The organism is Pseudomonas sp. 22082 (assembly GCF_052046055.1).
Lineage (GTDB): Bacteria > Pseudomonadota > Gammaproteobacteria > Pseudomonadales > Pseudomonadaceae > Aquipseudomonas > Aquipseudomonas pharyngis.
In genome coordinates this window covers 25419-39571 of sequence record NZ_JBQEQB010000004.1, presented here as the reverse complement: position 1 = coordinate 39571, position 14153 = coordinate 25419, and the positions used below count along the sequence as shown (strand labels likewise).

14 protein-coding genes are annotated in these 14153 nt (G+C 61.8%); 9 read left to right on the top strand and 5 right to left on the bottom strand.

Annotated elements, in window-relative coordinates; genetic code table 11:
* Positions 1-62 precede the first annotated feature (62 nt).
* A complete protein-coding gene (locus ACTJK9_RS06110; protein WP_064600093.1) occupies positions 63-443 on the bottom strand; it encodes a DUF423 domain-containing protein in 381 nt (126 codons plus the stop codon).
* A gap of 74 nt (positions 444-517) precedes the next feature.
* Between ACTJK9_RS06110 and mtgA the strand changes: the two genes are divergently transcribed.
* Positions 518-1240 (top strand): monofunctional biosynthetic peptidoglycan transglycosylase, encoded by a 723-nt coding sequence (gene mtgA, locus ACTJK9_RS06105; protein ID WP_440812888.1) that lies wholly within the window; start codon positions 518-520, stop codon positions 1238-1240.
* A 71-nt stretch (positions 1241-1311) separates the two neighbouring features.
* Here mtgA and rpoH read toward each other — a convergent pair whose 3' ends face one another.
* From rpoH to ftsY, 4 genes are all read right to left on the bottom strand, one after another.
* On the bottom strand, positions 1312-2166 hold the full coding sequence (rpoH, locus tag ACTJK9_RS06100) for an RNA polymerase sigma factor RpoH (RefSeq protein ID WP_007953393.1): 855 nt from the start codon (positions 2164-2166) through the stop codon (positions 1312-1314).
* Positions 2167-2281: 115 nt separating this feature from the next.
* Complete coding sequence (gene ftsX / locus ACTJK9_RS06095; RefSeq protein ID WP_085611981.1) at positions 2282-3307, bottom strand: permease-like cell division protein FtsX; 1026 nt, start codon at positions 3305-3307, stop codon at positions 2282-2284.
* Complete coding sequence (ftsE, locus tag ACTJK9_RS06090) at positions 3304-3975, bottom strand: cell division ATP-binding protein FtsE (RefSeq protein WP_007953396.1); 672 nt, start codon at positions 3973-3975, stop codon at positions 3304-3306. Before ftsE ends, ftsX begins: the two co-directional genes overlap by 4 nt.
* Positions 3972-5498 carry a signal recognition particle-docking protein FtsY gene (gene ftsY / locus ACTJK9_RS06085; RefSeq protein WP_440812884.1) on the bottom strand — a complete coding sequence of 509 codons (1527 nt, stop codon included), beginning with the start codon at positions 5496-5498 and terminating at the stop codon, positions 3972-3974. Before ftsY ends, ftsE begins: the two co-directional genes overlap by 4 nt.
* On the opposite strand from ftsY, the gene ACTJK9_RS06080 reads away from it, so the two are divergent.
* The 8 genes from ACTJK9_RS06080 to ACTJK9_RS06045 all read left to right on the top strand — a co-directional run bounded on the left by ACTJK9_RS06080 (position 5497) and on the right by ACTJK9_RS06045 (position 14152).
* A complete protein-coding gene (locus ACTJK9_RS06080) occupies positions 5497-5691 on the top strand; it encodes a hypothetical protein (protein WP_085611983.1) in 195 nt (64 codons plus the stop codon). The two genes, ftsY and ACTJK9_RS06080, sit on opposite strands and share 2 nt — an antisense overlap.
* A 152-nt stretch (positions 5692-5843) precedes the next feature.
* Positions 5844-7199, top strand: coding sequence for a M16 family metallopeptidase (locus ACTJK9_RS06075; RefSeq protein WP_064600101.1), 1356 nt, complete (start codon positions 5844-5846; stop codon positions 7197-7199).
* Positions 7192-8679: a M16 family metallopeptidase gene (locus tag ACTJK9_RS06070; protein WP_440812880.1), complete on the top strand. Its 1488-nt coding sequence runs from the start codon at positions 7192-7194 to the stop codon at positions 8677-8679. The genes ACTJK9_RS06075 and ACTJK9_RS06070 overlap by 8 nt, the downstream gene beginning before the upstream one ends.
* Positions 8679-9284, top strand: a complete 606-nt coding sequence (gene rsmD / locus ACTJK9_RS06065; protein WP_440812877.1) for a 16S rRNA (guanine(966)-N(2))-methyltransferase RsmD — start codon at positions 8679-8681, stop codon at positions 9282-9284. Before ACTJK9_RS06070 ends, rsmD begins: the two co-directional genes overlap by 1 nt.
* A gap of 99 nt (positions 9285-9383) precedes the next feature.
* Positions 9384-10751, top strand: a complete 1368-nt coding sequence (locus ACTJK9_RS06060) for a M16 family metallopeptidase (RefSeq protein WP_440812874.1) — start codon at positions 9384-9386, stop codon at positions 10749-10751.
* Positions 10744-12237, top strand: coding sequence for a M16 family metallopeptidase (locus tag ACTJK9_RS06055; RefSeq protein WP_440812871.1), 1494 nt, complete (start codon positions 10744-10746; stop codon positions 12235-12237). Before ACTJK9_RS06060 ends, ACTJK9_RS06055 begins: the two co-directional genes overlap by 8 nt.
* 66 nt (positions 12238-12303) lie before the next feature.
* Positions 12304-13317, top strand: coding sequence for a hydrolase (locus ACTJK9_RS06050; RefSeq protein WP_440812869.1), 1014 nt, complete (start codon positions 12304-12306; stop codon positions 13315-13317).
* A gap of 4 nt (positions 13318-13321) precedes the next feature.
* Positions 13322-14152, top strand: coding sequence for an AraC family transcriptional regulator (locus ACTJK9_RS06045; protein WP_085611989.1), 831 nt, complete (start codon positions 13322-13324; stop codon positions 14150-14152).
* Position 14153: the final 1 nt, after the last annotated feature.

The window sequence follows — 14153 nt, the reverse complement described above, 5'->3', positions numbered from 1 at the left end:
GCCATCACTTTTTAGGGGGTGGCATTCTAGCCCGATCATGACCTAAAGGTCAGCACCAAGCGTCAAGCGGTTGGATACAGGCGCCAGGCGGCCAGCCCCAGGCACAGCCAGCCAATCAGGAATGCCAGACCGCCGAACGGGGTGATGATGCCGAGCTTGCCGATGCCGAGGGTGGTCAGCAGGTACAGGCTGCCGGAGAACAACAGGATGCCGACGCTGAACGATATGCCGGCCCAGGCGACCAGCCGCCCCTGAAGCTGCGTGGCCAGCAGCGCCACGCCAAACAGCGCCAGCGCATGCACCAGTTGATAGGTAACGCCGGTGTGGAAGATCGCCAGGTATTCGGGTGTCAGGCGGTTTTTCAAGCCATGGGCGGCGAATGCGCCGAGGCCGACACCGGTGAAACCAAAGAAGGCAGCCAGCATCAGAAAGCTACGCAGCATGTAGAACTCCAGTCAGACTCGATCGGCAGGGTCTGTATAATGGCCCGCTCAACCGGTTCGGCCAAGCCATCTCTATGCTGCGTTTATTTCTCCGTCGTTTCACGAAGGCCCTGCTCTGGTTCGCGGGCGGCAGCGTATTGCTGGTGTTGGTGTTTCGCTTTGTGCCGCCACCATTCACGGCGCTGATGGTCGAGCGCAAGATCGAATCCTGGGTCGACGGCGAGCCGATCGATCTGCAACGCACCTGGAAGCCGTGGGACAAGATTTCCGATGACCTGAAGGTCGCGGTGATTGCCGGCGAAGACCAGAAATTCCCCGAGCACTGGGGGTTTGACCTGAGTGCGATCAAGGCCGCACTGGCCCACAACGAGCTCGGCGGTTCGATCCGTGGTGCCAGCACCTTGAGCCAGCAAGTGTCGAAGAACCTGTTCTTGTGGTCCGGCCGCAGCTATCTGCGCAAGGGCCTGGAGGCGTGGTTCACCGCGCTGATCGAAGTGTTCTGGCCCAAGCAGCGGATTCTCGAGGTGTACCTGAACAGCGTCGAGTGGGATGACGGCGTGTTTGGTGCCGAAGCGGCGGCAAGGCATCACTTTGGCGTAGGCGCCAGGTCGCTGTCCCGGCAGCAGGCGAGTTATCTGGCGGCTGTGCTGCCGAATCCCCGGGTCTGGAGCGCCAGTCATCCGACCGCTTATGTGTCGCGCCGAGCCGGCTGGATTCGCCAACAAATGAGCCAGCTGGGCGGCGACAGCTACCTGCTGACACTCAATGATTCGCGCCGCGCGCCCTGGGCCCAATAACTTGCTGACAGGCAAACAAAAACGCCCCGATCATCACTGATCGGGGCGTTTTTTTATTGCCGGACTACCGGTTATGCGGCAATCGACAACTTGAGCTTGTTCATCGCGCTCTTCTCGAGCTGACGGATCCGCTCGGCCGACACGTTGTACTTCTGCGCCAGGTCGTGCAGCGTGGCTTTCTCTTCTGCCAGCCAGCGCTGGTAGAGGATGTCGCGGCTGCGTTCGTCCAGCACTTCCAGTGCTTCGTGCAGGTTGTGATTGGAGTTGTCGCTCCAGTCGGCATCTTCCAGTTGACGCGCCGGGTCGTACCGGTGGTCTTCCAGGTAGTTGGCCGGCGACTGGAAAGCGCTGTCGTCGTCTGCTTCCGCAGCCGGGTCGAAGGCCATGTCATGGCCGGTCAGGCGACTTTCCATCTCACGCACTTCACGCGGCTCGACGCCGAGGCTTTCCGCCACACGGTGGACTTCCTCGTTGTTCAGCCAGGCCAGACGTTTCTTCTGGCTGCGCAGGTTGAAGAACAGCTTGCGCTGGGCCTTGGTGGTCGCGACTTTCACGATCCGCCAGTTGCGCAGGATGAACTCGTGAATCTCGGCCTTGATCCAGTGCACCGCGAAGGACACCAGACGCACGCCCATTTCCGGGTTGAAACGCTTCACGGCCTTCATCAGGCCGACGTTACCTTCCTGGATCAGGTCAGCCTGAGCCAGACCGTAGCCGGAATAGCTACGGGCGATGTGTACGACAAACCGCAGGTGGGCGAGCACCATCTGCCGAGCCGCCCCCAGATCCTGCTCATAGTAGAGACTCTCGGCCAGTTCACGCTCCTGCTCCGGCGTCAGCAATGGAATGCTGTTGACGGTGTGCACGTAGGCTTCCAGGTTTGCGCCTGGAACCAATGCATACGCAGGTTGCAAAGAATTGGACATACGGAAAAACCTCCGACTTACATACTCATGCTTTTCAGCATTGCGAAAAATTGACCGGAAACTCAAATGAAAGTTTCCTTAACCACTGAAAGGTCAATCACGCGCAAAAAAGATTCTACTTCGGCGCCAGCTCCCTGAGATGACGTGCGACTGCAATCCATGCACCGATATAACCCAACAGCACCGCGCCAAGCAAGAGCGACAGACCGTCGGCAACTGGCACGCCGGCCAGTGCGAAATCGCTGCCGTACAAGCCGGCCAGCCCGACCACCGCATCGTTCAGCCAGTTCAGGCCGAACGCCAATACACCCCAGGACAGCAGTCCCGCACCGAAGCCATACAACGCGCCCATATAAAGGAACGGACGACGCACATAGCTGTCGGTCCCGCCGACGAGTTTAATCACTTCTATCTCGGTGCGGCGGTTTTCAATATGAAGACGAATGGTATTGCCTATCACCAAAAGTAATGCGGAAACCAGCAACACCGTCAGACCGAAGACGAAACGATCGCCGAGCTTGAGGATGGCGGCCAGACGCTCGACCCAGACTAGATCAAGTTGCGCCTGTTGTACCTTGGGCAGCTCGGAAAGTTTTTGTCTTAATGCTTCCAGGGTCGACTTGTCGACCTCGTTCGGCGTCACCAGCACCACACCCGGCAACGGGTTTTCCGGCAGCTCGCGCAGGGCTTCGCCCAGGCCTGACTGCTGCTGGAACTCTTCCAGTGCCTGGTCGCGACCGACATATTCAGCATCAGCTACGCCCGGCATGCCCTTGATCTGGTCGCGCAATGCTTCGCCCTGCGCCGGAGTCGCCTCGAGCTCCAGGTACAGCGAAATCTGCGCCGCACGCTGCCACGAACCGCCCAGGCGCTCGACATTGCTCAGCAACAGCGAAAGACCCATCGGCAGGCTCAGCGCAACTGCCATCACCATGCAGGTGAAGAAACTGCCGATCGGCTGCTTGCCGAGACGACGCAGGCTGTCGATCCAGCTGGCGCGATGGCTTTCGATCCAGGCACGGAACAACGTGGCGAAGTCCGGGCCATCGTCATCGTCGTGCTTTTTCTTCTTTGGCGGTTGCGGATCGGCGGCCTTCGGGGCCACGCGCTCGGAAACCTTCGGACTGCGTGTCGCACTCATACACCGGCCTCCCCGTCGCCGATCAATCGGCCGCGTTGCAGGGTCAGCATGCGATGGCGCATGCGCGCAATCAGCGCCAGGTCGTGACTGGCGATCAGCACGCTGGTGCCCAGACGGTTGATGTCTTCGAACACGCCCATGATCTCGGCCGCCAGACGCGGGTCGAGATTACCGGTCGGTTCGTCCGCCAGCAGCAAAGCCGGACGGTGAACGATGGCGCGGGCAATGCCAACGCGCTGCTGCTGACCGGTGGACAGATCGCCCGGATACAGCTCGGCCTTGTCCGACAGCGCCACGCGCTCCAGCGCCGAATCGACGCGCTTGGCGATCTCGACCTTGGACAGCCCGAGAATCTGCAACGGCAGCGCGACGTTATTGAACACCGTGCGATCGAACAACAGTTGATGGTTCTGGAACACCACACCGATCTGCCGACGCAGGAACGGAATCTGCGCGTTGCTGATGGTGCTCAGGTCTTGCCCGGCCAGCAGCAGCTTGCCGCTGGTCGGACGTTCCATCGCCAGCAACAGGCGCAACAATGTGGATTTACCGGCACCGGAGTGGCCGGTGACAAACAGGAACTCGCCGCGACGGACTCGAAAGCTCAGCTCATGCAAGCCGACGTGACCGTTCGGGTAGCGCTTACCGACCTGTTCGAAACGAATCATGAACGCTCCCGCTCGGCAAACAGTGCCTGGACAAAGGGTTCGGCTTCAAAGGTACGCAGATCGTCGATGCCTTCACCGACGCCGATGTAGCGGATCGGCAGGCCGAATTGCTTGGCCAGGGCAAAAATCACCCCGCCCTTGGCGGTGCCGTCGAGCTTGGTCAGCGCCAGGCCGGTCAGTTCGACGGTCTGGTTGAATTGCTTGGCCTGGTTGATGGCGTTCTGGCCGGTGCCGGCGTCGAGCACCAGCAGCACTTCGTGCGGCGCATCGGCGTCGAGCTTGCCGATCACCCGGCGAACCTTTTTCAGTTCTTCCATCAGGTTGTCTTTGGTGTGCAGGCGACCGGCGGTGTCGGCGATCAGCACGTCGATGCCACGGGCCTTGGCGGCCTGCACGGCGTCGAAGATCACCGAAGCCGAGTCCGCGCCAGTGTGCTGGGCGATCACCGGAATCTTGTTGCGCTCACCCCAGACCTGCAATTGCTCGACAGCGGCGGCGCGGAAGGTGTCACCGGCGGCCAGCATGACTTTCTTGCCTTCCAGCTGCAGTTTCTTCGCCAGTTTGCCGATGGTGGTGGTCTTGCCGGCGCCGTTGACGCCGACCACCAGAATCACGAACGGCTTGTTCTGGGAAGCGATCTTCAGTGGTTGCTCGACCGGTTTGAGCATTGCCGCCAGCTCGGCCTGCAGGGATTTGTACAGGGCGTCGGAATCCGCCAGCTCTTTACGCGCGACCTTCTGGGTCAGGCGCTGGATGATGACCGAAGTCGCCTCGACGCCGACGTCGGCAGTCAGCAGGCGGGTTTCGAGATCGTCGAGCAGATCGTCATCGATGGCTTTCTTGCCGAGGAACAGGCTGGCCATGCCTTCGCCGATACTGGCGCTGGTCTTGGACAGGCCCTGCTTGAGACGGGCGAAGAAGCCGGCCTTGGTTTCTTCGGTACGCGGGGCCTCGACCGGGGCTTCGACCTGGGTTTCCACAGGAACGACTGGCACTGCTGCTACCGGTGCAGGTGCAGGTGCAGGTGCAGGTGCAGGTGCAGGTGCAGGTGCAGGTGCAGGCTCGGGCGCTTCGACAATCGGGGCAACCGGGGCAGCAACCACGGGCTCTGGAATGACAGGAGCGGCTTCCACCACCGGCGCCTGAACAGGCTCTGGCGTGAACGCAGCCGGCGCGGGAATCGTTGGCGTAACGTGCGGCGCGGCCTCTTCGACCAGCGCCACCGGCTCTTCCGCTACCGGCAAGGTCAGCCACGGTTCGCTGGCCGGGGTCAGCGGCAACTCGGCGGCAGCCGGCGCTTCTGGCTCGGCCTCGGCCAGCGGTTGCAGCACCGGCTCGGCGATCGGCAGCACGACCGGTGCCGGCGCTTCTTCTATTACGGGAGCGGGCGCAAGGGCCTGCTCAGGAATGGCAGTCGGCTGTTCGACGACGGGTTCCTGCGGTTTCTTGCGCAGCCATCCGAACAGGCCTTTCTTCTCGCCAGCCGCAGCTGGGGTCTTCTTGTCGTCGTTGGAACCAAACATGGAGGACGGCTATCTCACGGTAGCGACGCGCCACAGGGGCGCCCCGGCAAATAAATATTCGATGCAGAACAGACTGTGTTTCACCCAGCTTGTTCACGCGCAACATTTTGTCGAGGCGCCAAAAGCACCTCAAAGGTCATTAAATACGAAGGACTGGAACGGCATCGTCGGCGAAAACGCAGAGTTTAGCTGAGAAACTCAAAGCTTCTGCCGGTAACCCGTACAACCTATAGACCGATCAGTGGCCTGATAGGCGTGGCCGCCAGTAAAACGGATCAGTATCCTAGCACCCTCTCGCCCGCCGACGCTAAGACCAAGCGGGCAGCCCAACAGGTTTAAAAACGAATGAATGCTCTAGCCCGCCGCGCCGCAGGCCTGCTGCTCAGCACAGTCTGCCTGCCCCTTTCGGCCCTGGCGGCCGATCCGCAACCGACCCATGAATTCACTCTCGACAACGGTTTGAAGGTCGTCGTGCGCGAAGACCATCGCGCGCCGGTGGTGGTGTCGCAGGTCTGGTACAAGGTCGGTTCCAGCTACGAAACCCCGGGCCAGACCGGTCTGTCCCACGCCCTCGAGCACATGATGTTCAAGGGCAGCGAAAAAGTCGGCCCCGGCGAAGCCTCGCTGATCCTGCGCGACCTTGGCGCCGAAGAGAATGCGTTCACCAGCGACGACTTCACCGCTTATTACCAGGTCCTGGCCCGCGACCGTCTGGGCGTGGCCTTCGAACTGGAAGCCGACCGCATGGCCAACCTGCGCCTGCCGGCCGACGAGTTCGCCAAGGAAATCGAAGTCATCAAGGAAGAGCGCCGCCTGCGCACCGACGACAAGCCGATGGCCAAGGCCTTCGAGCGCTACAAGGCCATGGCCTACCCGGCCAGCGGTTATCACACGCCGACCATCGGCTGGATGGCTGACCTTGAGCGGATGAAGGTCGAAGAGCTGCGCCACTGGTATCAGTCCTGGTACGTGCCGAACAACGCCACGCTGGTGGTGGTCGGCGACGTGACCCCGGACGAGGTGAAAACCCTCGCCCAGCGCTACTTCGGGCCGATCCCGAAACGCGACGTGCCGCCGGCGAAAAAGCCGCTGGAGCTGGCCGAGCCCGGCGAGCGCCAGATCACCCTGCACGTGCAGACTCAACTGCCGAGCCTGATGCTCGGTTTCAACGTCCCGAGCATCGCCACTGCCGAAGACAAACGCTCGGTCAACGCCTTGCGCCTGATTTCGGCGTTGCTGGACGGCGGCTACAGCGGTCGCATCCCGACCCAACTGGAGCGCGGTGAAGAGCTGGTGTCCGGCGGTTCGTCGAGCTACGACGCCTACACTCGCGGTGACAGCCTGTTCACCCTGTCGGCCACGCCGAACACCCAGAAGAAAAAGACCATGGCCCAGGCTGAAGCCGGTCTGTGGAAACTACTGGAGCAGCTGAAAACCACCGCACCGTCCGCCGAAGAACTGGAGCGCGTACGCGCGCAGGTCATCGCCGGCCTGGTCTTCGAGCGCGATTCGATCACCAGCCAGGCCACCGCCATCGGCCAGCTGGAGACCGTCGGTCTGTCGTGGAAGCTGATGGACACTGAACTGGCCGATCTGGAGAGCGTCACCCCGCAAGACATCCAGAACGCCGCCAAGCTGTATTTCACCCGCGAACGTCTCAGCGTCGCCCACGTCCTGCCCCTGGAGACGACTCATGAGTGAGCGCAAAACCCCACGCCTGCTGCTCGGCCTGATCGCCGTGGCCATCATCGCCTCCGCTGCGTTCTACCTTGTGCCAAGCGACAACACCAAGGCCAGCGAAGCGCTGGATAACGCCAAGTCCAGCCAGAAACTGCAATCGCTGGCCGAACTCGACGGCAAGGCCCCGGCCAGCCGCAAGCTCGACGTCCAGACCTGGAACACCGCCGAAGGCGCCAAAGTGCTGTTCGTCGAGGCTCGCGAACTGCCGATGTTCGACATGCGCCTGATCTTCTCCGCCGGCAGCAGCCAGGACGGCAACGCGCCGGGCCTGGCCCTGCTGACCAACGCCATGCTCAACGAAGGCGTGGCGGGCAAGGATGTCGGCGCCATCGCTCAGGGCTTCGAAGGCCTGGGCGCGGATTTCGGCAACGGCGCCTACAAGGACATGGCCATCGCGTCGCTGCGCAGTCTGAGTGCCGCCGACAAGCGCGAGCCGGCGCTGAAACTGTTTTCGGAAGTGGTGGGCAAACCGACCTTCCCGGCCGACTCGTTCGCGCGCATCAAGAACCAGATGCTCGCCGGTTTCGAGTACCAGAAACAGAACCCCGGCAAACTCGCCAGCCTGGAGCTGATGAAGCGCCTCTACGGCGATCACCCGTACGCCCACGCCAGCGACGGCAATGCGCAAAGCGTGCCGAAGATCACGCTGGCGCAACTGCGTGACTTCCACGCCAAGGCCTATGCGGCCGGCAACGTGGTGATCGCGCTGGTGGGCGATCTGTCCCGCAGCGAAGCCGAGGCGATTGCCAATCAGGTGTCCGCTGCACTGCCAAAAGGTCCGGCGCTGGCGAAAGTCGAGCAACCGATCGAGCCGAAAGCCGGCATCGGCCACATCGAGTTTCCGTCGAAGCAGACCAACCTGATGATCGCGCAACTGGGCATCGACCGTGACGACCCGGATTACGCCGCGCTGTCGATGGGCAACCAGATCCTCGGTGGCGGTGGCTTCGGCACTCGCTTGATGAGCGAAGTGCGCGAGAAGCGCGGCCTGACCTACGGCGTGTATTCGGCATTCAGCCCGATGCAGGCGCGCGGCCCGTTCATGATCAACCTGCAGACCCGCGCGGAAATGAGCGAAGGCACCCTGAAACTGGTGCAGGACGTGCTCGCCGACTACCTCAAGACCGGCCCTACCCAGAAAGAACTCGACGACGCCAAGCGCGAACTGGCCGGCAGTTTCCCGCTGTCCACCGCGAGCAACGCCGATATCGTCGGCCAGCTCGGTGCCATGGGTTTCTACAACCTGCCGCTGAATTATCTGGACGACTTCATGCGTCAGTCCCAAAGCCTGACGGTCGAGCAGGTTCGCGACGTTCTGAACAAACACTTGAGCACGGATAAACTGGTCATCGTCAGCGCTGGCCCGACCGTGCCGCAAAAGCCGTTACCGGCCCCATCTGATAAACCTGCCGAGCAGCCGCTCGGGGTTCCGGAGCATTAATGGCCAGTCCAAAGAAACCTGTACAAAAACTGCACAACGGTGTGAACCAGTTGCGCATCATCGGCGGCGAATGGCGCAGCCGAAAGCTGAGCTTCCCTGATGCGCCGGGTCTGCGTCCGACGCCGGACCGGGTGCGCGAAACCCTGTTCAACTGGCTCGCGCCCTACGTTGCCGGGGCCAAGGTGCTCGACCCGTTCGCCGGCAGCGGCGCGCTGTTTCTCGAAGCTCTGTCCCGTGGCGCGGCCCTGGGTCAGGCGCTGGATGCCAGCCACGTCGCGGTGTCCAGCCTGAAAGAACACCTCGGCACGCTGCGCTGCACCAACGGTCACGTGCAGACCGCCGATGCCCTGCGATATCTGGAAACCCAGACTGCGACCGCGTTCGACCTGGTGTTCCTCGACCCGCCGTTCAACCAGAACCTGCTGCCTACGGTGTGCGCATTGCTGGAAGAGCGCCAATGGCTGGCCGACGATTCGTGGATCTACACTGAAAGTGAAACCGCGCCATCGACCCTCGGCCTGCCGGGCAACTGGCGCCTGCACCGCGAGCAGAAATCCGGGCGGGTGTACTACGCGTTGTGGCAACGGGGCCTGCCCTCTCTCTGACAATCGTCTGGCGAACGCCGAATCTGGCGCGCGGTAGATAACTACCGCACGCCGCCCGCGCAAAATCTCCACAGTGGATTACGCCATTTCAGTAATCCATTGAGGACCCATCATTTATGGACACTTTGTGCAGCAGGATGCTGCCTGGCCCTGGCCCTGGCCCTGGCCCCGCTGCTGGCGCTGGCCCCCCCATTACCGACCACCCATGAGTTTCTGCTGGACAACGGCCTGAAGGTCATCGTCCGCGAGGATCACCGAGCCCCGCTGGTCACTTCCCAACTGTGGTTCAAGGTCGGATCGGCTGACGAAGCACCGGGCCAGACCGGACTGTCACACGCGCTGGAACACATGCTTTACAAGGGCAGCAGCAAGACCTGTCCGGGCGAAGCATCCGCCATACTGGAATCCCTGGGGGCATCGGAAAATGCCTTTACCGGTAAAGACGTCACTGCTTATCACCAGACTTTGCCCAAGCCTTATCTGGGGGTCGCATTCGAGCTGATGGCCGACCTGATGTCGACTGCTCACCTCACACCTGAAGATTTCGCTTCCGAGATAAGTGTCATTCAAGAAGAGCGCCGCTTGAGTGTGGAAGACAGTCCTCTGGACACCGCACTGGAGCGTCTGGAAACCCTGGCCTATCCCTCCAGCAGCTATCGGACCCCCGTCATCGGCTGGATGAACGATCTGCGCACCTTGAACACCGCTCAGTTGCGCGACTGGTATGAGTCACGCTATGCCCCTGGCAATGCCACGCTGGTCGTCGTCGGCGACGTCACCCTCGATTACGTTCAACCTCTGGCTCAACGCTACTTCGGCGGCCTCGCCAGTCGCCCCCTCACCCAAACCGTAAAACCGCGCGAATTGCCGCAGCCAGGCGAACGCCGCCTCATCCTCAACCAACCGGTGCCCGCCTCGCAGTTGATCATGGCGTTCAACGTTCCCAGCCTGGCTACGGCAGATACATACCGGACTGCGCATGCGCTGCGCCTGATGGAAATGTTGCTGGCAGGCTCCCAGAGCGCTCGCCTGCAAAAACACCTGCAACACAGGGAGCATGTATTCAGCCATGTCAGCGCCAGCTACGACCTTTACAGTCGCGGCGATACTCTTCTGACATTGAGCACCCGCCTCGACAGCTCACAACCCACAAGCCCGGAAACCGCACAAATACGAGTCTGGGATCTGCTCGAGGAACTGCGCACCACGCCCCCCTCTCCCGAAGAACTGGAACGCGCACGGACCCAACTGATCGCCCAGAGAGTTTTTGCCCGGGATTCGATCATGAACACTGCCATACATCTGGCCGCCCTCGAGAGCGCTGGCCTGTCGTGGCAATTGCTCGATCAGGAGATCGCCGAGCTCAAGAAAGTGACCCCCGAGGACCTCCGCCAGGTCGCTGAAAAGTACCTGATCCGCGAACGCCTCAGCACAGCCCACGTGCTTGCGGAGAAAAAACATGGATAAATCTGCGCACGTCTTTCGGTCTGCCATGGCCGGTTTTGCGTTCACCCTCTGGCTGTCAGCCAGTCCGGTTGCTGCCGATACTGCGCCAGCCGGTTTTCCCAAATCACGATTGCAATCGCTGTCGGAAACAGACACGACCCGACAGACTCCACGCCCATTGAGCATCAAGGGCTGGAAAACCACGACAGGCATCAAAACGTTATTCATCCGTACGACGGAGCTGCCGATGTTCGATGTTCACGTCAGCTTCGCCGCCGGCAGTGCACACGACGGCAATACCCCAGGACTGGCGGCGTTGATATTCAGCCTGTTCAACGAGGGGGTGAGCGGCAAGAATGACCATGCGGCGATTGCCGAAGTCTTTGACGGGGTGGGTGCGAAGCTCGGGATGGATCTCGATCAGGAGCGTGCCACGTTCACGTTACGCAGCCTGAGCGATCCAGACAAAAGCGCACCGGTACTGCAACTGTTTACGCAAATGCTGGGGCAGCCCTCCCTTTCCGATGAAGCGCTGCTGAGGGTCAAGAGCGAGCTTCGTGGCTTGCAGCTGGCACAACAGCAACAACCTGCGGACATTGCCAGGCAACGCCTTCAGGAGCTGCTGGCTCCGGACACGCCCTACGCCCGCTCGATCTACGGAACCGATGCCGACATGACCTCGATCACCCGTCAGGCCGTTCAAACGTTCCACCGACAAACCCACTCGGCAAGCCAGACACAAATTACGTTGGTGGGAGACCTTTCCGTCGAGCAGGCACAGGCCATCAGCCTGCAAATCGCCAATGCGCTACCCGCCCCCACCGTTGCACTCCCCGCCGTCGAACCGCCCAAAGCGTTCGGCACTGAAATGCATCACCATGTAGAGCGCACACAAGAACAGACTCACGTATTGCTTGGGCAACCCAGCCTGTCGCGCCAACACGAGGATTTCATTGCGCTGTATGCCGGGACGCTGATTTTCGGCAGTGGCGCAAACTCCCGCCTGATGACAGAACTGCGCAACAAACGAGGCCTGGTATACGACGTCAGCATTCGCACCAAAGACTGGGCAGGCGGCGGACTGACATCAATTGCTCTGCAGACCAGCCCCCAATTCGTGAATGAAACGGTGGCTCTGGTGAAATCGATGCTCAGCGATTTCCGGCGTGATGGCCCCTCGCAGGAGGAGCTCGATCACTTCAAACGCCGACTGGCCAACGCCAATATCACTGGCAGTGCCAGCAACGGGCAGATTCTCGCGCGCCTGATCGAGATCAACCGCCACCACTTGCCGCTCGACCTGGATTTCTTCGCGCAACAGGTGCAGAGCCTGACGCTAGAGCAGATCAGAATGGCAGTGGACAAACATCTGCCTGACGATCAGTGGCGGGTAGTGACCGTAGGTCCGACGACACCCCAACTGCCGCTCCCGCAACCGGCCATTGTCCCGACCGTCGAGCCGTCCGGGCATTCGTGTCGCGCTGATGCAGGCTTTGTGGCAAGTTAGATCTCCCTTGAAGTGGCAGCCCTTTGTGTGGCAACCACTTCATGCATGACACCGTCGAGATTTACTGTGCGCGCACCTCTTGCTCCTTCCGAACCCGGATTTCGTTTCACACCCGCCTTCGGCCTCGGCAATCCACACCTGCAAACCTTGTGGGGGCCGCTATGGCGTAAAACCGTGCACCTTGATCGCCAGCGCGAACGGCTGTGGCTGGACGACGGCGATTTCCTCGACCTCGACTGGTATGGCCCGCACAGCGCTGAAGCGCCACTGGTACTGGTGCTGCACGGGCTGACCGGCTCTTCCAACTCCCCCTACGTCGCCGGAATCCAGGCAGCGCTCGCCGCGCAAGGCTGGGCCAGTGTCGCGCTGAACTGGCGCGGCTGCTCCGGCGAGCCGAACCTGCTGCCGCGCAGCTACCACTCCGGGGCCAGCGAAGACCTCGCCGAAACCCTCCGCCACCTGAAGGCCAAGCGGCCATTGGCGCCGCTGTATGCGGTCGGCTATTCCCTCGGTGGCAATGTGCTGCTCAAGCACCTGGGGGAAACCGGCAGCGCCAGTGGCGTGCTCGGTGCGGTGGCGGTGTCGGTGCCGTTTCGCCTCGATCAATGTGCCGACCGTATTGGCCAGGGTTTCTCGAAGGTCTATCAGGCGCACTTCATGCGCGAGATGGTGGCCTACATCAAGAACAAGCAGCGTCAGTTCCAGCATGACGGGCGCGAAGATGGGATTGCAGCTTTGGCGGCCCTCGGCTCGCTGGAAAACATGCGCACCTTCTGGGATTTCGATGGCCGGGTGACCGCGCCGCTGCACGGTTTCGCCGATGCCGAGGATTATTATCGCCGGGCATCGAGCCGTTACTTTCTCGGTGAGATCCGCACACCGACCCTGATCATTCAGGCAGCGGACGACCCGTTCGTGTTTCCCCACAGCCTGCCTTCGGCCAATGAGTTGTCGGCCACGACGCAGTTCGAATTGCAGAGCAAGGGCGGGCACGTCGGCTTCGTCGACGGCACGCTCCGCCAGCCGGGTTATTACCTGGAACGACGGATTCCGCAGTGGCTGGCCGACGCGGGGCGATGAGGTCATGAGCGATCAGGGCGAGTCGATCCGCTTCTGGCAAGCCGCGCCCCTGGCCGGGGTCGAGCTGTTGACCGCGCGCTACATCGAGCATCGTTTCGCCCCGCACGTCCACGACGGTTATGTGATCGGCATGATCATGGCCGGCGCCCAACGCTACCGTTATCGCGGCGCCGAACACCTGGCGGGCAGCGGCACGCTGGTGCTGATCAATCCGGACGAAGTGCATAACGGCCACAAGGGCACCGAGGACGGCTGGCTGTACCGGGCGTTTTATCCCGACACCGGGCAGATTGTCGCGCTGTTGAATGAACTGGAACTGCCGACCGCACCGATGCCGGCCTTCGGGGCGACGCTGTATCGCGATCCGGACCTGGTCAACGGTTTCTGTCAGTTGCATCGCTTGCTGGAAAGCCCCGCCACCGCGTTGCAACAGCAAACCGTGTGGCGGGAAATGATGATGCTGCTGTTGCAGCGTCACGCAGCGGTGCAGATCAGCGGCAACCCCGGCAAGGAGCACCGCGCGGTGGCGATGGCCAAGGAGTTGCTGCACGCGCAACTGGCGGCGCCGCCCTCGCTGGAAGAACTGGCGGCGGCCGTGAACCTCTCGCCCTTCCACTTCGCCCGGGTGTTCCGCCGCGCCACCGGCATGCCGCCGCACAGCTGGCTGATGCAGCAGCGAATTGCCTGCGCGCGGGGCTTGTTGCAGAGCGGCTGCCTGCCGGTGGAAGTCGCCACGCAGCTGGGATTTGCCGACCAGAGCCATCTGAGCCGGCAATTCAAACAGGTTTATGGCGTGGGGCCGGCGGCCTATCGCAGCGCGCGGCTGGATCGCTGAG